The sequence below is a fragment of the Leclercia adecarboxylata genome (assembly GCF_006171285.1).
Lineage (GTDB): Bacteria > Pseudomonadota > Gammaproteobacteria > Enterobacterales > Enterobacteriaceae > Enterobacter > Enterobacter barmai.
Genome location: NZ_CP040889.1, coordinates 5,066,509 through 5,084,079 on the forward strand (window position 1 = coordinate 5,066,509; position 17,571 = coordinate 5,084,079).

The 17,571-nt window shown below is 57.9% G+C and carries 19 protein-coding genes; 9 read left to right on the forward strand and 10 right to left on the reverse strand.

Annotated features, from left to right (window positions below; genetic code table 11):
• Window positions 1–65 precede the first annotated feature (65 nt).
• Window positions 66–1,598, forward strand: coding sequence for a SpoVR family protein (locus FHN83_RS25950; RefSeq protein WP_039030768.1), 1,533 nt, complete (start codon window positions 66–68; stop codon window positions 1,596–1,598).
• Between the two features lie 76 nt (window positions 1,599–1,674).
• On the opposite strand, the gene fadR is transcribed toward FHN83_RS25950, so the two are convergent.
• Window positions 1,675–2,394: a fatty acid metabolism transcriptional regulator FadR gene (fadR, locus tag FHN83_RS25955; RefSeq protein ID WP_039030769.1), complete on the reverse strand. Its 720-nt coding sequence runs from the start codon at window positions 2,392–2,394 to the stop codon at window positions 1,675–1,677.
• 198 nt (window positions 2,395–2,592) lie between these two features.
• Here fadR and nhaB point away from each other — a divergent pair, with 198 nt between their 5' ends.
• Both nhaB and dsbB read left to right on the forward strand, forming a co-directional pair.
• A complete protein-coding gene (nhaB, locus tag FHN83_RS25960) occupies window positions 2,593–4,131 on the forward strand; it encodes a sodium/proton antiporter NhaB (protein ID WP_139565388.1) in 1,539 nt (512 codons plus the stop codon).
• Window positions 4,132–4,273: 142 nt separating this feature from the next.
• Window positions 4,274–4,804, forward strand: coding sequence for a disulfide bond formation protein DsbB (dsbB, locus tag FHN83_RS25965; RefSeq protein WP_139565389.1), 531 nt, complete (start codon window positions 4,274–4,276; stop codon window positions 4,802–4,804).
• Window positions 4,805–4,925: 121 nt separating this feature from the next.
• Here the strand turns inward: dsbB and FHN83_RS25970 are convergent, their stop codons facing one another.
• The 3 genes from FHN83_RS25970 to FHN83_RS25980 all read right to left on the reverse strand — a co-directional run bounded on the left by FHN83_RS25970 (window position 4,926) and on the right by FHN83_RS25980 (window position 6,445).
• Window positions 4,926–5,369, reverse strand: coding sequence for a YcgN family cysteine cluster protein (locus tag FHN83_RS25970; protein ID WP_039030772.1), 444 nt, complete (start codon window positions 5,367–5,369; stop codon window positions 4,926–4,928).
• A 93-nt stretch (window positions 5,370–5,462) separates the two neighbouring features.
• A complete protein-coding gene (locus FHN83_RS25975) occupies window positions 5,463–6,122 on the reverse strand; it encodes a fumarylacetoacetate hydrolase family protein (RefSeq protein WP_139565390.1) in 660 nt (219 codons plus the stop codon).
• A gap of 47 nt (window positions 6,123–6,169) precedes the next feature.
• On the reverse strand, window positions 6,170–6,445 hold the full coding sequence (locus tag FHN83_RS25980) for a YcgL domain-containing protein (protein WP_139565391.1): 276 nt from the start codon (window positions 6,443–6,445) through the stop codon (window positions 6,170–6,172).
• Window positions 6,446–6,571: 126 nt separating this feature from the next.
• On the opposite strand from FHN83_RS25980, the gene minC reads away from it, so the two are divergent.
• Genes minC through minE form a run of 3 tightly spaced genes read left to right on the forward strand, consistent with a single transcriptional unit; the run spans window position 6,572 to window position 8,373 of the window.
• Entirely contained in the window at window positions 6,572–7,264 is a 693-nt protein-coding gene (minC, locus tag FHN83_RS25985) for a septum site-determining protein MinC (protein WP_039030775.1), read from the forward strand.
• Window positions 7,265–7,287: 23 nt separating this feature from the next.
• Window positions 7,288–8,100, forward strand: coding sequence for a septum site-determining protein MinD (minD, locus tag FHN83_RS25990; RefSeq protein ID WP_032611473.1), 813 nt, complete (start codon window positions 7,288–7,290; stop codon window positions 8,098–8,100).
• A gap of 3 nt (window positions 8,101–8,103) precedes the next feature.
• Window positions 8,104–8,373, forward strand: coding sequence for a cell division topological specificity factor MinE (gene minE / locus FHN83_RS25995; RefSeq protein ID WP_032611475.1), 270 nt, complete (start codon window positions 8,104–8,106; stop codon window positions 8,371–8,373).
• Between the two features lie 81 nt (window positions 8,374–8,454).
• Here minE and rnd read toward each other — a convergent pair whose 3' ends face one another.
• The 5 genes from rnd to FHN83_RS26020 all read right to left on the reverse strand — a co-directional run bounded on the left by rnd (window position 8,455) and on the right by FHN83_RS26020 (window position 14,844).
• Window positions 8,455–9,582: a ribonuclease D gene (gene rnd / locus FHN83_RS26000; RefSeq protein ID WP_139565495.1), complete on the reverse strand. Its 1,128-nt coding sequence runs from the start codon at window positions 9,580–9,582 to the stop codon at window positions 8,455–8,457.
• Window positions 9,583–9,656: 74 nt separating this feature from the next.
• Window positions 9,657–11,342 carry a long-chain-fatty-acid--CoA ligase FadD gene (fadD, locus tag FHN83_RS26005; protein WP_139565392.1) on the reverse strand — a complete coding sequence of 562 codons (1,686 nt, stop codon included), beginning with the start codon at window positions 11,340–11,342 and terminating at the stop codon, window positions 9,657–9,659.
• A gap of 204 nt (window positions 11,343–11,546) precedes the next feature.
• Window positions 11,547–12,134 carry a Slp family lipoprotein gene (locus FHN83_RS26010; protein WP_139565393.1) on the reverse strand — a complete coding sequence of 196 codons (588 nt, stop codon included), beginning with the start codon at window positions 12,132–12,134 and terminating at the stop codon, window positions 11,547–11,549.
• 37 nt (window positions 12,135–12,171) lie between these two features.
• On the reverse strand, window positions 12,172–12,867 hold the full coding sequence (gene tsaB, locus FHN83_RS26015) for a tRNA (adenosine(37)-N6)-threonylcarbamoyltransferase complex dimerization subunit type 1 TsaB (RefSeq protein WP_039030778.1): 696 nt from the start codon (window positions 12,865–12,867) through the stop codon (window positions 12,172–12,174).
• A 66-nt stretch (window positions 12,868–12,933) separates the two neighbouring features.
• Window positions 12,934–14,844: an ATP-dependent DNA helicase gene (locus tag FHN83_RS26020; RefSeq protein WP_139565394.1), complete on the reverse strand. Its 1,911-nt coding sequence runs from the start codon at window positions 14,842–14,844 to the stop codon at window positions 12,934–12,936.
• Window positions 14,845–14,970: 126 nt separating this feature from the next.
• On the opposite strand from FHN83_RS26020, the gene FHN83_RS26025 reads away from it, so the two are divergent.
• Window positions 14,971–15,315 (forward strand): RidA family protein, encoded by a 345-nt coding sequence (locus tag FHN83_RS26025; RefSeq protein WP_139565395.1) that lies wholly within the window; start codon window positions 14,971–14,973, stop codon window positions 15,313–15,315.
• 6 nt (window positions 15,316–15,321) lie between these two features.
• Here the strand turns inward: FHN83_RS26025 and FHN83_RS26030 are convergent, their stop codons facing one another.
• Window positions 15,322–15,504 carry a YoaH family protein gene (locus FHN83_RS26030; protein WP_039030781.1) on the reverse strand — a complete coding sequence of 61 codons (183 nt, stop codon included), beginning with the start codon at window positions 15,502–15,504 and terminating at the stop codon, window positions 15,322–15,324.
• Between the two features lie 61 nt (window positions 15,505–15,565).
• Here FHN83_RS26030 and pabB point away from each other — a divergent pair, with 61 nt between their 5' ends.
• Together pabB and FHN83_RS26040 are read left to right on the forward strand one after the other, a co-directional pair.
• A complete protein-coding gene (pabB, locus tag FHN83_RS26035) occupies window positions 15,566–16,918 on the forward strand; it encodes an aminodeoxychorismate synthase component 1 (RefSeq protein WP_139565396.1) in 1,353 nt (450 codons plus the stop codon).
• 3 nt (window positions 16,919–16,921) lie between these two features.
• Window positions 16,922–17,500, forward strand: a complete 579-nt coding sequence (locus FHN83_RS26040; protein WP_138369327.1) for a CoA pyrophosphatase — start codon at window positions 16,922–16,924, stop codon at window positions 17,498–17,500.
• Window positions 17,501–17,571: the final 71 nt, after the last annotated feature.

Sequence of the window (17,571 nt, forward strand, 5' to 3'; positions counted from 1 at the left end):
CTGTGTTCTATGCTTGAAAAGAGGTTCTCCAGACAGAGAGAGCTACCAACAACGAGGGCGCGCTAATGGCTACTATTGATTCCATGAATAAGGACACCACACGTCTGAGCGATGGACCCGACTGGACATTCGAGCTGCTGGACACCTATCTGGCGGAAATTGATCGGGTGGCGAAACTCTACCGTCTGGACGCCTACCCCCATCAAATCGAAGTCATTACTTCTGAACAGATGATGGACGCTTACTCGAGCGTTGGGATGCCCATCAACTATACCCACTGGTCGTTTGGTAAAAAATTCATTGAGACCGAACGCCTGTATAAACACGGCCAGCAGGGGCTGGCGTATGAGATCGTCATCAACTCCAATCCGTGTATAGCCTACCTGATGGAAGAGAACACCATCACCATGCAGGCGCTGGTGATGGCGCACGCCTGCTACGGGCATAACTCGTTTTTCAAAAATAACTACCTGTTCCGCAGCTGGACCGACGCCAGCTCGATTGTCGATTACCTGATCTTCGCCCGGAACTACATCACCGAGTGTGAAGAGCGCTACGGGGTGGAAGAGGTTGAGAAGCTGCTGGACTCGTGCCATGCGCTGATGAACTACGGCGTGGATCGCTATAAACGTCCGCAGAAGATCTCCCTGCAGGAGGAGAAAGCCCGGCAGAAAAGCCGCGAGGAGTATCTGCAAAGCCAGGTGAATACGCTGTGGCGTACCCTGCCGAAACGGGAAGAGGAGAAAGCGGTGCCTGAAGCGCGCCGTTATCCCTCCGAGCCGCAGGAGAATTTGCTCTACTTTATGGAGAAGAACGCCCCGCTGCTGGAGCCGTGGCAGCGTGAGATCCTGCGCATCGTGCGTAAGGTGAGCCAGTACTTCTATCCGCAAAAACAGACCCAGGTGATGAACGAAGGCTGGGCGACCTTCTGGCACTACACCATCCTGAATCATCTGTACGATGAAGGCAAAGTGACCGAGCGCTTTATGCTGGAGTTCCTGCACAGCCACACTAACGTGGTGTTCCAGCCGCCTTACAACAGCCCGTGGTACAGCGGCATCAACCCGTACGCGCTGGGCTTTGCGATGTTCCAGGACATCAAGCGTATCTGCCAGAACCCGACGGAAGAGGATAAATACTGGTTCCCGGATATCGCCGGTTCCGACTGGCTGGAGACGCTGCACTTTGCGATGCGCGACTTCAAGGACGAGAGCTTTATCAGCCAGTTCCTGTCGCCGAAAGTGATGCGTGATTTCCGCCTGTTTACGGTGCTGGATGACGATCACAACAACTATCTGGAGATTTCAGCTATCCACAACGAGGAGGGGTATCGCGAGATCCGCTCCCGCCTCTCGGCCCAGTACAACCTGAGCAATCTGGAACCGAATATTCAGGTCTGGAATGTGGATCTGCGCGGGGATCGCTCCCTGACGCTGCGCTATATCCCGCACAACCGCGCGCCGCTGGATAAGGGGCGCAAGGAAGTTCTGAAGCACGTGCACCGTCTGTGGGGCTTTGACATTATGCTGGAGCAGCAGAACGAGGATGGTAGCGTGGAGTTGCTGGAGCGCTGCCCGGCGAAGGGTAATATGTTGTAATTCGGTGCGGCCTGTTTGCCGGGTAAGCGAAGCGCCACCCGGCAAAAAAAACCTCTCAAGCGAGAGGTTTTTTATTTTAGCGTCCGTGAATTGCCAGATCGCCCGGGAGGGTTTTCTGCATCCGGTGCCAGATCTCGCCGCTTTCACGGCCGTAGCGACGTACGGTTTCATACACCTGGTCGTGCTGACCTTCAGAGCAGAGCTCGCTCAGCTTGTGGTAGAAACCCAGCGCCAGGCTGCGGGCTTCCGGGTTGGCGAAGTAGTGACGACCGATGCGGGTATAGAGCCCCTTCATGCCGTTGAGGATCAGGCCGTAAATCGGGTTACCGGAGGCAAACGCCAGCCCGCGGAAGACGTTGTAATCCAGCAGGGCAAAGGCGTCGGCGTGATCTTCTACCGCCGTGGCGCGGGCCAGGACCTCCAGCGCCTTATCAGGGTGCTGGCGGAACGCCGTACGAATAAAGATGGTGGCGATGTTAGTGCGCACGGAGAGCAGGTTGTCGATCAGCTGCGGCACGCTCTCGTGATCGAGGCGCGCCAGCGTCTCAAGAATATTCAGGCCCGACGTTTCCCAGAAGTTATTCACTTTGGTCGGTTTGCCGTGTTGGATCGTCAGCCAGCCGTCGCGGGCCAGTCTCTGCAACACTTCACGTAAGGTGGTACGTGTGACGCCAATCAGTTCAGAGAGTTCGCGTTCTGCGGGAAGGATCGAGCCTGGGGGAAAACGGTTATTCCAGATGCTCTCGATAATGTACTCTTCCGCGAAACCCGCCGGGCTTTGCGCCTTAATGACCATAGTGAGTTTTCCATTAACTGCTTTTTACAAAATTCACTCATCATACCAGAGGCTGGCAGAGGCAGATAGCGCAGCGAGGCGAGAAAAAAGGGATCGCCGTTTTATTTTTATCATTTAAAAAACATCCCCTGCGCTCCTCCACCGGCCTCATTTGCGTATACTTAGGACGTAATTATGTGACGGGCAAGGAAATCTGTTGTGGAAATGTCTTATCGTCGCGCCCTGTGGCGCAATTTTTTAGGCCAGTCTCCCGACTGGTACAAACTGACCCTGGTTGTCTTCCTGGTTCTTAACCCGCTTATCTTCATCATCAGCCCTTTCGCCGCAGGCTGGCTGCTGGTGGCGGAGTTTATCTTCACCCTAGCGATGGCGCTGAAGTGTTATCCCCTGCTGCCGGGCGGCCTGCTGGCCTTCGAGGCGGTGGTTATCGGCATGACCAGCGCAGAACACGTGAAAGAGGAGCTGGCGGCGAACCTCGAAGTGCTCCTGCTGCTGATGTTTATGGTGGCCGGGATCTACTTTATGAAGCAGTTGCTGCTGTTTATCTTTACCCGCCTGCTGCTGAGCATCCCCTCAAAAACTATGCTGTCGCTGGCCTTCTGCCTTGCAGCCGCGTTCCTGTCGGCCTTCCTCGATGCTCTGACCGTGGTCGCGGTGGTGATCAGCGTCGCCGTCGGTTTTTACGGGATTTATCACCGGGTGGCTTCGTCCCAGCCGGAAGCCGGCATGCAGGATGACAGTCACGTTGACGTCCATCAGCGCGACGTGCTGGAGCAGTTTCGCGCATTTCTGCGCAGCCTGATGATGCACGCGGGCGTGGGCACGGCCCTGGGCGGCGTGATGACCATGGTTGGCGAACCGCAGAACCTGATCATCGCCAAAGCCGCGGGCTGGAATTTTGTTGAATTTTTCCTGCGCGTGGCGCCGGTCAGCGTGCCGGTGCTGGTGTGTGGCCTGTTCACCTGCTGGCTGGTGGAGAAGTGTAAATGGTTTGGTTACGGCACCCTGCTGCCGACCCAGGTGCGCGACGTGCTGCGCCGCTTCGACGACGAGAGCCGCAGCCAGCGGACCCGTCAGCAGCGGCTGGCGCTGATTTTCCAGGGCATCATTGGCGTCTGGCTGATTATTGCCCTGGCGTTTCATCTGGCGGAAGTGGGGCTGATTGGTCTGTCGGTGATTATTCTGGCCACCACCTTTAGCGGCGTGACGGATGAACACGCCATCGGCAAAGCCTTTACCGAAGCGCTGCCTTTTACCGCGCTGCTGGCGGTCTTTTTCGCGGTGGTGGCGGTAATTGTCGATCAGCATCTGTTTGCGCCGATTATTCAATTCGTACTGCAGGCTGAACCCGACGCCCAGCTGTCGCTGTTCTATCTGTTTAACGGCCTGCTGTCGGCCATCTCCGATAACGTGTTTGTCGGCTCGGTCTATATCAACGAAGCGAAAGCGGCAATGGAGAGCGGCGTGATAAACCGCGAGCAGTTTGAGATGCTGGCGGTGGCGATCAACACCGGCACCAACCTGCCTTCGGTGGCCACGCCAAACGGTCAGGCGGCTTTCCTGTTCTTACTGACCTCCACCCTCGCCCCGCTTATCCGCCTCTCTTATGGCCGGATGGTATGGATGGCGCTGCCTTATACCCTGGTATTAACCGCGGTCGGTTTGTTATGCGTCAAAATTACCCTCATTCCTTTTACCCAATGGATGCTGCAGGCGGGTATACTGGCGACGCATTAAGTCAGTCAGCCGGGCGATAATTCGCCCGGTTGCGCTTGTGCATGATAAATATCCGATTACGTTATATTTTGCGCGCTGAGGCTGGCGCGCAAATTGTTTTCGTTTACACTGCGCTTTCTATACCTGTTCCAGGGAAATGATTATGTTGAAATTTTTGAACCAGTGCTCGCGCGGACGCGGGGCGTGGTTGCTGTTGGCCCTGACCGCCTTCGCGTTAGAAATGGTGGCATTGTGGTTCCAGCACGTGATGATGCTGAAGCCATGCGTGCTGTGTATCTACGAACGCTGCGCGCTGTTTGGCGTGATGGGCGCGGGTCTGGTGGGCGCTATCGCCCCGAAAAGCCCACTGCGCTATGGCGCCATCGCCCTCTGGCTCTACAGTGCCGGCAAAGGCCTGCAGCTCGCCTGGGAGCACACCATGATCCAGCTGCACCCCTCCCCGTTCCAGACCTGTGATTTTGCCGCCAGCTTCCCGAGCTGGCTGCCGCTGGACAAGTGGCTGCCGCAGGTGTTCGTGGCTACCGGTGACTGCGCCGTACGTCAGTGGGAATTCCTGACCCTCGAGATGCCGCAGTGGCTGGTGGGGATTTTTGCCGCCTACCTGGTCGTGGCGCTGCTGGTGCTGATTGCCCAGCCGTTTAAACCGAAAAAACGCGATTTGTTTGGTAGGTAAAAGCAAAACGGCAACCCTGGGGGTTGCCGTTTTTAATGTTTGCGCCCTCTCCCCGTGGGAGAGGGTTGGGGTGAGGGCATCAGGCCGCACTAATAAAAAACCCGCCGAGGCGGGTTTTTTATTATGCGCGGTTTGGGTGATTCAATATGTGGTCTTCCCAGTCGCGCACCTCTGACTCTTTCACCGCGATATGACGCACGGAGATCCGCTCGCCGTGCATCGCCGCTTTCGAGCCGGTCAGGAGGGGGTGCCACTTCGGCAAATCTTTACCCTCCGCCAGCAGACGGTAGGCGCAGGTCGGCGGCAGCCATTCAAAGGTCGGCAGGTTGTCGCGGGTCAGCTTGATGCAGTCCGGCTCCAGCTCGAAACGGCGCTCGTAGTTGCGGCACTGGCAGGTTTTGATGTTCAGCTGATTACAGGCGACGTTGGTGAAATAGATTTCGTCCGAGTCTTCATCCATCAGCTTGTGCAGGCAGCACTGCCCGCAACCGTCGCACAGCGATTCCCACTCGGCGTCGGTCATGTTGTCGAGAGTTTTGCTTTGCCAGAAAGGGATTTCGCTCATAAGGATGTCCACACGTCAAAAGAAAGCGCACCTTATAACCAGTCTGGCATCTCGATGCAAGTTTTGCCGCCCTTTTAAGGCGGCAAGCGGGGATTACAGCACGCGGGTTTTCAGTGACAGGCCGTTGACGGAGAGCTCCAGCTCATCGCCACCGTTCAGCGGGCCTACCCCTTCCGGGGTGCCGGTGAGGATCACATCGCCCGGTTTCAGGGTGAAGTAACGACTCATGTAGGCAATCAGCGGCACGATTTTGTGGATCATGTCGGACGTAGAACCCTGCTGACGCACTTCGCCGTTAATTTTCAGGCTCAGGGTGGTGTTCTGCGGATCGTCCTGGAATTCCGACACCGGTACGAAGCCGGAGATTGGACAGGAGTTATCAAAACCCTTGGCTTTCTCCCACGGCTGACCCGCTTTTTTCATTTTGCCCTGCACCTCGCGCAGGGTCAGGTCCAGCGCCACACCATAACCGGCAATCGCTTTCTGCACATGATCTTCAGAAGCCTGGCGCAGCGTAGCGCCAATCAGCACCGCCAGTTCCACTTCGTGGTGAACCGAACCCAGCCCCTGCGGGATCGCCAGCGGCTGGCGAATATCACAGAGGGCGGTTTCCGGTTTAATAAACAGCACCGGCTCGTTCGGAACCGCACTGCCCATTTCCTGAATATGCTTCGCGTAATTACTGCCGACGCAGACGACTTTGCTTACCGGATAATCCAGCAAGGCGCCTTGCCAGTTATGATGCTGATACATAATGAGCCCCTAAAAGGTTAATGTAACGCTGACAGATAATTCTTAAACTATTTTTTTCCCTGCGCCTCAAGATGCTGTTTAAGTAAATTCTCTTGCGGCGGAGGGAGTTGTAAATAATAGCCCTGTTCGGCTAACGCGCTTTTCACTTTTTCCAGATCGGCGTTCTTCAGCTGCTTGCGCCCGTCGAGCGGCATCAGCATCACCATTTGCGGCTTTCCGAAGGTCTTCATCAGTGCCTCAGGCACGCGGGAAAAATCGTCCTTTTTTTCGACATAGAGATAGGTCTGGTCGCGTTGGGTACTTCTGTAGATCACACAAAACATATATTTACTCAGAATTAACGGGGAGGGTGACTTGCCTCAATATAGTTGTGACTATAACATGCCTGATACTCTTCGGAATATCACGACGCACACGCCGTGGTAAAAAGCAAATTGAGTAAGGCCAGGATGTCAAACACGCCAATCGAGCTTAAAGGCAGTAGCTTCACCTTATCAGTGGTTCATTTGCATGAAGCAAAACCCGAGGTTATTCGTCAGGCGTTAGAAGACAAAATCGCCCAGGCGCCCGCATTTCTTAAACATGCGCCCGTCGTCATTAACGTAAGCGACCTTGAAGCGCCGATTAACTGGCAGCAGTTGCAGCAGGCAGTGTTAGCCACCGGCCTGCGGATTGTTGGCATCAGCGGCTGCAAAGATGCCGCACTGAAAGCCGAAATTGACGAGGCGGGTCTTCCGCTGCTCACCGAAGGCAAAGATAAAGCCCCACGCGCAGAGCCCCCTGCCCCGCCTGAACTCCCTGTTACACCCGTCACAAAAACGCGCTTGATCGATCTGCCGGTGCGTTCCGGTCAGCGTATTTATGCGCCAAACTGTGACCTTATTGTAACTAACCACGTCAGCGCTGGTGCAGAACTTATCGCCGATGGCAATATTCATATCTATGGCTCCATGCGGGGTCGCGCGCTGGCGGGTGCCAGCGGCGATCGCGATGCGCAAATTTTTTGTACCCATCTGGAGGCGGAGCTGGTCTCCATCGCAGGTGTTTACTGGCTGAGCGATAACATCCCGGCCGAATTTTCTGGTAAAGCCGCTCGTCTGCGTCTGGCAGACAACGCTTTGACCGTTCAACCGTTGAATTGATCCCTTTTTAACAAGGAATTTCTATGGCACGCATTATTGTTGTTACTTCGGGTAAAGGAGGCGTTGGCAAGACCACCTCCAGCGCGGCCATCGCTACTGGTTTGGCCCAGAAGGGAAAGAAAACTGTCGTTATCGACTTCGATATCGGCCTGCGTAACCTCGACCTGATTATGGGTTGCGAGCGCCGCGTGGTGTACGATTTCGTGAACGTGATTCAGGGTGATGCCACGCTGAATCAGGCAATGATCAAAGATAAGCGTACCGACAACCTCTATATTCTCCCCGCTTCCCAGACGCGCGACAAAGACGCGCTGACCCGCGAAGGCGTGGAAAAGGTGCTCGATGAGCTGAAAAAAATGGACTTCGATTTCGTGGTCTGTGATTCACCTGCGGGCATCGAAACCGGTGCGCTGATGGCGCTCTACTTCGCCGATGAAGCGATCATCACCACCAACCCGGAAGTCTCTTCCGTGCGCGACTCCGACCGTATTCTGGGGATCCTTGCTTCAAAATCCCGTCGCGCAGAGAATGGCGAAGAGCCGATTAAAGAGCACCTGCTGCTGACCCGTTATAATCCGGGTCGCGTCAATAAAGGTGATATGCTGAGTATGGAAGACGTGCTGGAGATCCTGCGCATCAAACTGGTTGGCGTTATCCCGGAAGATCAATCCGTGCTGCGCGCCTCTAACCAGGGTGAACCGGTTATCCTCGACGCTAACGCAGACGCCGGTAAAGCGTATGCGGACACGGTAGATCGTCTGCTCGGAGAAGAACGTCCTTTCCGCTTCATAGAAGAAGAGAAGAAAGGTTTCCTCAAACGCCTGTTCGGAGGATAAGTTATGGCATTACTGGACTTTTTTCTCTCGCGGAAAAAAAGCACCGCCAACATCGCAAAAGAACGACTGCAGATCATCGTCGCGGAACGCCGCCGCAGCGATGCAGAACCGCATTACCTGCCGCAGCTGCGCAAAGACATCCTGGAAGTGATTTGTAAGTATGTGCAGATCGACCCGGAGATGGTGACCGTACAGCTGGAGCAAAAGGACGGGGATATCTCGATTCTGGAGCTCAACGTGACCCTGCCGGAAGCGGAAGAGTCGCGTTCATAACGGCGTTGCCGGGCGGTGCGATGCTTGCCCGGCCTACATTTGTAGCCCCGGCAAGCGCAGCGCCGCCGGGGAATTCACCCTTTACTGCGGATACTCTTCCAGCAGCGCATTCAGGCGTTCTGCCATTAACTCCCCGCGCCATCCGGCAATCAGTTCCGGCGTGCCGTTTTGCGGTTTCAGCTTCCAGTGCGCGTTCAGCAGCTGGTTAATCTGACGGCGTGAAGCCAGCAGCTCGGCGCTGACTTTGCTCTCGGTTGCCACTTCCTGGACCAGAGCTTTAATTGCCTTAAAGGCTTTGCGATAGCCCGGCATATCCATCAGGTTCAACAGTGGCTCCGGCAGCGCCTCTTCCGGCAACTCCTGAGCTTTCGCCACCAGCGCCAGCAGGGTTTTACCGTGGAAACGGATCTCCGAACCCGAAAGTCCGATGCTGTCCAGTTCCCCCAGGCTGCCCGGCATGTAACGCGCCACGGCCCACAGATGTTCCTCGCGCACCACAAAGTTCACCGCCAGATCGCGCTCGCGGGCCTTACGCAGACGCCAGTCGGCCAGCAGCTGCAGGCAGGCCAGCTGGCGGGTACGCAGCTGCCAGGCGTTGCTGATATCGCGCCAGGCCTCTTTCGGATCGGTGACTTCCTTACGACGCAGCTGCGTCATCCGGCACTCGTTCAGGGCCGCAGGCAGCCAGCCGGAGGCTTCGGCCTCTTTCATCAGCTGACCGGCAATCGGTAGGAGATAGAACACATCCGCCGCCGCGTAGTCGAGCTGACGCTCGGTCAGCGGACGCGCCAGCCAGTCGGTGCGGGATTCGCTCTTGTCGATAGCAAGGCCGGTATACTCCTCCACCATGGCGGCAAAGCCCCACGACAGCGGACGCCCGGCAAAAGCGGCGAGGATCTGGGTATCGATCAGCGGCTCCGGCATGATGCCGAAGGTGTTGAGGAAAACTTCCAGATCTTCACTCCCGGCGTGCAGATATTTGGTGATGGCGGTATCCAGCAGCAGCTCGCGCATCGGCGTCCAGTCGGTGATCCCCAGCGGGTCGATAAGCGATACCTTTTTGCCGTCATACAGCTGGATCAGGCCCAGCTGAGGATAATAGGTGCGGGTACGAACAAACTCGGTATCCAGCGCAATGGCGTCTGCATCGCGGGTAATATCGCACAGCGAAGCCAGTTCGTCGTTGGTGGTGATCATCTGGTAGTTCAAATCATATTCTCTTTGGTTTGCGCCCATAAAAAAACGCTGGCCAGGCCAGCGTTTCTGGGTGACTAACACGAAGCTCAGCCTTTATTGTCCACTTTGGCGCGCGCTTCGTCACGTAATTCTCGTCGCAATATCTTCCCGACGTTCGATTTTGGCAGTTCGTCGCGAAACTCCACCAGCTTCGGCACTTTATACCCGGTGAGCTGGCGACGGCAGAAGGTGATCAGCGCGTCTTCGCTCAGGGCAGGATCTTTTTTCACCACAAAGATTTTAACCGTTTCGCCGCTGCTGCCTGCCGGAACCCCTACCGCGGCCACTTCCAGCACGCCGTTGTGCTGCATGACCACGTCTTCGATCTCGTTCGGATAGACGTTGAAACCGGAGACCAGGATCATGTCTTTCTTACGATCGACGATGCGCAGGAAACCTTCGTCATCCATCACCGCGATATCCCCGGTGTGCAGCCAGCCGTCCTTGATGATTTCATCAGTGGCTTCCGGACGCTGCCAGTAGCCCAGCATCACCTGCGGGCCTCGCACGCAGAGCTCGCCCGGCTCGCCATGCGGCACTTCGTTATCGTCGTCATCCACCAGTTTGGCTTCGGTGGAGGGCACCGGCAGGCCGATGCTGCCGCTGTGATAGTCGATATCGTGCGGGTTAACGCTCACCAGCGGGGCGCATTCGGTCAGGCCATAGCCCTCCAGCAGATACTGGCCGGTCAGTTTCACCCAGCGCTCGGCCACCGCCTGCTGTACCGGCATCCCGCCCCCCGCAGACAGATGCAGGGTGGAGAAATCGAGCTGCTGGAACTCTTTATTATTGAGAAGCGCGTTAAACAGGGTGTTTACCCCGGTCATGGCGGTGAACGGATATTTCGCCAGCTCTTTGACCAGGCCCGGAATATCGCGCGGGTTGGTGATCAGCACGTTCTGCCCGCCGAGCTCGATAAACAGCAGGCAGTTCATGGTCAACGCGAAGATGTGATAGAGCGGCAGCGCGGTGATCACCAGCTCTTTGCCGCGATGCAGCAGCGGCCCGTAGGTGGCATTCACCTGCTCGAGGTTCGCCAGCATGTTGCGGTGGGTGAGCATCGCCCCTTTCGCCACGCCGGTGGTGCCGCCCGTATACTGCAGGAACGCCAGATCCTGGGAGACGATTTCGGGCTTCACGTACTGCATCCGGTAGCCCTGGTGCAGCGCCCGGCGGAAGGAGATGGCATCCGGCAGATGGTATTTCGGCACCAGCCGTTTGACGTACTTGACGACGAAGTTAACCAGCGTCCCCTTGGCGGTGGAGAGCTGGTCGCCCATTCGCGTCAGAATGACGTGTTTGACCTGGGTTTTATCAACCACTTTTTCCAGCGTGTGGGCGAAGTTGGAGACAATCACAATCGCCGAGGCGCCGCTGTCGTTCAGCTGATGTTCCAGCTCGCGCGGAGTATAAAGCGGGTTGACGTTAACCACGATCATCCCGGCGCGCAGAATGCCGAACAGCGCCACCGGATACTGCAGCAGGTTCGGCATCATCAGCGCCACGCGATCGCCCTTCTGCAGGCCTAACCCCTCCTGCAGATAGGCCGCAAAGGCCCGGCTGCGCTCTTCCAGCTTACGGAAGGTCATCACTTCGCCCATGTTCACAAACGCAGGCTGATCGGCGTAACGTGTTACGGAGTTTTCAAACAGTTCAACCAGGGATTGATAACGGTCAGGGTTTATCTCTGCGGGAACATCCGCAGGATATCGGTTAAGCCAAACCTTCTTCACTACATCACCTCTGAAAAGCGTGTTCGTCGTCATCACAACCCCGGTTAATAAACAAGTCGTTAACATAATATTAACTCAGCGTACCAGTTTATTAATTGCCCGGATTTAAGGTTGCGAAGCGCGTCACTATTTATTTTTCTTATTACCGTGGAAAAAACGAAACAGCGGACGGGCCGCTGTTTCTTATTCAATAATAACAGTCACTTACTCTGTTACTATCGTCCGGACCTGTGCAGGGCCGGGGCCATAACCTGGCCAGCCGCCGTAGCCGTATCCATAGCCATAACGCCATGGATGGGGTCCCCAGTACCAGGGATCCGGTGGCGGCATCATCACCTGCTGCTGTACCCGCCAGCGTTTATAGCCGTTGACCTGCATGGTCATAAATTTATAGGGAGTGTTGCCGATTTTACCCTGCTCTGCGCCGGTGATCGGCCCCACCACGGTGATCAGTTGCCCACGGAAATCCACCGGATCGAGGAAGCCGTTAACATCGGCGTAGATCCGGCCCCGTGAGGCTTCACCCAGAACCGGACGCGCGCCGCTGTCCAGGGGCACGGTGGCAATCTCCAGACGGGTTTTGCCCTGCTGGTTGATGACCTCCACCACTTTGCCGCCGAAACGCGACTCCTGGCCCACGTAGAGTTCCGGGGCGTTCATCACCCGGACCAGATCCTGCTGCGGCGTCGGACTGCTGCCCTGGATCGCATCAGGCACTGAAACACATCCTGTTAATGCCAGGGCCAGCGCCCCGACGGTCAGCAGACGAACAACATATTTTTGAACCGCCATGATGCGACTCCTTTTTCTCAGGCTCTTATACTGAGATTCACTCCCGGCCCGGAAGTTTCTTCCACGCTACGGTGTTTCGTAAATAAACCGGCTCGGCTTTCTCCACCGCCACGGTTTTACCTGCCGCCAGCATCTGACAGGCAATAGGGAGCATATCTTCAGCCGCCGGCAGCAGCACGTTGCCGTCGACCAGGGCCAGACCGCTGTCGTTTGCCATATCCGGCCACGCCGGCCAGCCGGTGCCGACCGTCGCCCATTCACCGGAAAGCTGCTTCATGCGCTCGCCTGCCGCTTGCGGCGTAAGCACGGCTTCGCTCTCTTCACCGTGCCAGACGCCCTGCTCGTCGCGGGTATATTCCGCCCAGTAGACTTCGCCCATGCGGGCATCGATGGCCGCCAGCACGCGGGTCGCGCCGGTATTGCGCCATGCGCCCTGGGCCATGGTCGCCAGGGTCGAAACGCCGATCATCGGCAGTTCGGCACCCAGCGCCAGCCCCTGGGCAATGCCGATGCCAATGCGCACGCCGGTAAAGCTGCCCGGGCCGCGGCCATAGGCCAGCGCGTCGAGATCGGTAAGGGAGGTATTGCCCTCGGTGAGGATCATCTTCACCAGGGGCAGGATCCGTTGGGTGTGTTCCCGGGGGCACTCTTCGAAATGCGCACAGGTCGTGCCGTCATTCCACAGGGCAACAGAGCAGGCCTCTGTCGCGGTATCGATAGCCAGAATTCGCATGTGTTGTCGCGCTCTCGCAGTGGTCAGTCACAAAAAGGCGCGCATTTTAGCACACCCATCAATAAATTACTGCGCCTGCGGCGCGGCAAGGAAACGCACCGCGCGATCGATATCCCGGGTGCGCGGTGCCGGAGGCAGGCTGGCAATAAAGGTGGCGCCGTAAGGGCGCATCACCAGGCGGTTATCGCAGATCACCAGCACCCCACGATCGTCCACGTCGCGGATCAGACGCCCTACCCCCTGCTTGAGGGTAATCACCGCATCGGGAAGCTGTACCTCATCAAAGGGATCGCCCCCGCGCAGGCGGCAGTCTTCCATGCGCGCCTTCAGCAGCGGATCGTCCGGAGAGGTAAAGGGCAGTTTGTCGATGATCACCAGCGACAGCGCGTCGCCGCGCACGTCCACCCCTTCCCAGAAGCTGCTGGTCGCCACCAGCAGGGCATTGCCCGCCGTGACAAACTGCTGCAGCAGCTGGCCTTTACTGGTTTCACCCTGCAGCAGCACCGGCAGGGTCATGGTGGCGCGGAACTGCTCCGCCAGGTCACGCATCATCGCGTGGGAGGTGCAGAGCATAAAGCAGCGGCCGTTGTTGGCCTCAATCATCGGCTTGAGCATCGCCGCCAGATGACGGGCGGCGCCGGGCTGATTGGGCAGCGGCAGGTTGCGCGGCACGCAAAGCAGCGCCTGGGTAGCGTAATCAAACGGGCTCGGCAGCAGCAGGGATTTGGCCTGCTCAATCCCCAGGCGTTCGGTGAAGTGGTGCAGATCGTCATTTACCGACAGCGTGGCGGAGGTGAAGATCCAGCTGCCCGGTTTTTGCACCATCACCTCTTTAAACTTATCGGCCACGGTGAGCGGCGTCAGGGCGAGGGTGAAGTGGCGCGAGTTGCATTCGTACCAATAGCTGTAGCCCGGCTGGTTAAACTCTTTCAGCCGTTTCAGGCGCGCGCGGTAGAGCGTGGCGCGTTCAAAAGCGGCATCGAGCAGCGCAGAGCGGCCGAGGGACAGCTTCGCCACGTCGTAGCAGAGCTCCAGGGCGTCATCGAGCAGCAGCAGCGCCCGCTGAATATGCTGATCGGCCAGCAGTTCGCGCAGATTGCCACGAAAGCCCGGATCCCCCAGCTGCATGCGGAAATCCTGGGTGCTTTGCGCCAGGCGGTCGGCGCACTTCTGCAACTGCTGGGTATCTTTCAGTTCGGTGCGGTAGGCGATGGTGAAATCTTTCGCCAGATCCAGCAGCTGGCGGCTGGAGAGCGACTGGCCAAAATACTGGCTGGCAATATCGGGGAGCTGATGGGCTTCGTCGAAAATCAGCACTTCCGCTTCGGGGATCAGTTCGCCAAAACCGCTCTCTTTCACCACCATATCCGCCAGGAACAGGTGATGGTTGACCACCACCACGTCGGCATCCATCGCCGTTTTACGCGCTTTCACCACAAAGCAGTCTTTGTAGAGCGGGCAGTCGCTGCCCAGACAGTTGTCGTTGGTGCTGGTGACCAGCGGCCAGGCGGGCGAGTCTTCGGCCACGCTGGCGCAGGTGCTGATATCGCCATCCAGAGTTTGGTTGGCCCAGCTGCGCAGGATGATGACGTCGCTGAGGGTCTGCACCGGCAGATCGCCGCCCGCCAGCGCCTGCTGTTCGAGCCGCTCAAGGCAGAGATAGTTAGAGCGCCCTTTCAGCAGGGCCAGACGGCCTTTGTACTTGAGGGCTTTGGCGACGGTGGGCAGATCGCGGCTGTAAAGCTGATCCTGCAGCGCTTTCGAACCGGTGGAGATGATCACCTTCTTTTTAGCCCGCAGCGCCGGTGCGAGATAGGCGTAAGTTTTACCGGTGCCGGTACCCGCCTCGACCACCAGCGGCTTAGCGCTGTCGATGGCATCGGCGACCGCGTGCGCCATCTGGCGCTGCGGCTCGCGCGGCTTAAAGCCTGGAATTGCCTTTGCTAACTGTCCGTCTGCTGCGAAATCGTCTGCCACTCTGCCCCCTGTATTTTTGCACAGGGGATTATGTCAGGCCGCTGCCCCTCGCGCCAGTCGATAGTGACGCAGGCAAAACAATATGGCAGTCTTGCCCGCGAAACTCACAATAACGAGGAAACGTGTATGACAATTGTGCGCATTGATGCCGAAGCCCGCTGGTCAGATGTGGTGATCCACAATCAGACCCTGTACTACACCGGCGTGCCGGCGAACCTGGATGCCGACGCTTACGAGCAGACGGCCAATACCCTGGCGCAGATTGACGCGGTGCTGAAGAAACAGGGCAGCGACAAATCCCGCATTCTGGATGCGACCATTTTCCTTGCCAGTAAAGAGGATTTTGCGGCGATGAACAAAGCCTGGGATGAGTGGGTCGTGGCAGGTCACGCGCCTGTACGCTGCACGGTACAGGCGACGCTGATGAAGCCGCAGTATAAGGTTGAGATTAAGATTATCGCTGCGGTGTAAGAGGGGTTACTCCTCTTCGTCATCCTCAAAACGCGCCACGATCCGCTCGCCGGTATGGGTGGCGCGAAGCTCTTCAGCCACCTGGGAAATCGCCTGTCCGCTGCTCATCCCCTGGGACATCAGCTCCTGAATGCGCTCGACGGCCTTTTGCTGCTGCTCGTGGCTCAGTGAAGGTAAACCTGCAAACATCGTCAACTCCTGCTAAATTATCAGCGCTAATTATTTCACGCTGCCCGGTAGTCTACCACCCATGAACTCGTTATCCCCCACTGTTTTGACATTACCCTGGCGTCCTGACGCCGCAGAATTCTGGTTTGCCCCCCTGAGCCATCTGCCGTGGGCAATGCTGCTGCACTCGGGCCATGCGGATCACCCTTACAGCCGCTTTGATATTCTGGTGGCCGACCCGCGCACCACCCTGGTCACGCAGGGCACAGATACATTGATTAACGGCGCGTCCTCGGATGCCTGTCCGCTGAGCCTGCTCCAGCAGGCCATTGACGAGATGGGCCTGCCCTGCACGCCAGACCCGGATCTGCCCTTCCAGGGCGGCGCGCTGGGGTTGTTTGGCTACGATCTGGGCCGCCGCTTCGAGCAGTTGCCGGACATAGCCGAGCGCGATATCGACCTGGCGGACATGGCGGTGGGCCTGTACGACTGGGCGGTCGTCGTTGATCATCACAAACAGCGGGTGTCGCTGGTGTGTCATGGCGATGTTGCAGCGCGTCTGGCCTGGCTGGAAGCACAGCGAACGCCTGCGAACCTGTCCGCGTTCCGGCTGACCTCCGGCTGGCAGGCCAATATGACCGCAGCGGAGTACAACGACAAATTTGACCGCGTGCAGGCCTTCCTGCACAGCGGGGACTGCTATCAGGTGAACCTGGCCCAGCGTTTCCAGGCGCATTACGAGGGCGATGAGTGGCAGGCATTTACCCGGTTGAACGCCAACAACCGCGCCCCGTTCAGCGCCTTTTTGCGCCTCGACGAGGGGGCTGTTCTGAGCCTCTCCCCGGAGCGTTTTATTCACCTGGCGGAAGGCACCATCCAGACTCGCCCGATTAAAGGCACGCTGCCGCGACTGGCGGATGCCGGGGCCGACCGCCAGCAGGCTGAGAAACTCGCCGCCTCGCCGAAGGACAGAGCGGAAAACCTGATGATCGTCGACCTGATGCGCAATGACATTGGCCGGGTGGCGGAGCCGGGAAGCGTGCGGGTGCCGGAGCTGTTCGTGGTGGAGCCCTTCCCTGCCGTACATCATCTGGTGAGCACCATTACCGCCCGCCTGCCATCGACCAGGACGGCGTGCGATCTTCTGCGCGCCGCCTTCCCCGGCGGGTCGATCACCGGCGCGCCAAAAGTGCGGGCGATGGAAATTATCGACGAGCTGGAGCCCCATCGCCGTAACGCCTGGTGCGGCAGCATCGGCTATATCAGCCTGTGCGGCGGCATGGATACCAGCATCACCATTCGCACCCTGACGGCGGTGGCCGGAGAGATTTACTGTTCCGCAGGCGGCGGGATCGTGGCGGACAGCCGGGCCGCGGCGGAGTATCAGGAAACCTTTGATAAAGTGAATCGTATTCTGCAACAACTGGAGAGTTAACTGGTGGATACCCACGACCTGACCCTGGACAATTTTTTATCGCGTTTTCAGCTTTTGCGCCCGCAGGTGAACAAAACCGCGCTGAACCAGCGTCAGGCGGCGGTACTGATCCCGGTGGTACGCCGGGCGCAGCCTGGCCTGCTGCTGACCCGCCGCTCTGCCCGGTTGCGTAAACACGCCGGTCAGGTGGCGTTTCCCGGCGGGGCGGTAGACAGCACCGATGCCTCGTTAATTGCCGCCGCCCTGCGCGAGGCCGAGGAGGAGGTGGCAATCCCGCCGCACAAGGTCGAGGTGATTGGCGTCCTGCCGCCGGTGGACAGCGTGACCGGTTTTCAGGTGACGCCAGTGGTGGGCATTATTCCGCCGGATCTGCACTATCACGCCAGCGTCGACGAAGTGGAATCGGTCTTTGAAATGCCGCTGGCGGAAGCCCTGCGCCTGGGCCGTTATCATCCGCTGGATATTCAACGTCGTGGTCACGATCACCGGGTGTGGCTCTCCTGGTATCAGCATTATTTTGTCTGGGGCATGACGGCGGGAATTATTCGTGAGCTGGCGCTGCAGATCGGCCTGAAACCTTGACTATACTTTACATTCGCCCTTTTTTTGCGCCTTTGAGATCTTCCTCCCGCTATTAGTTTATCCGGCGTTAA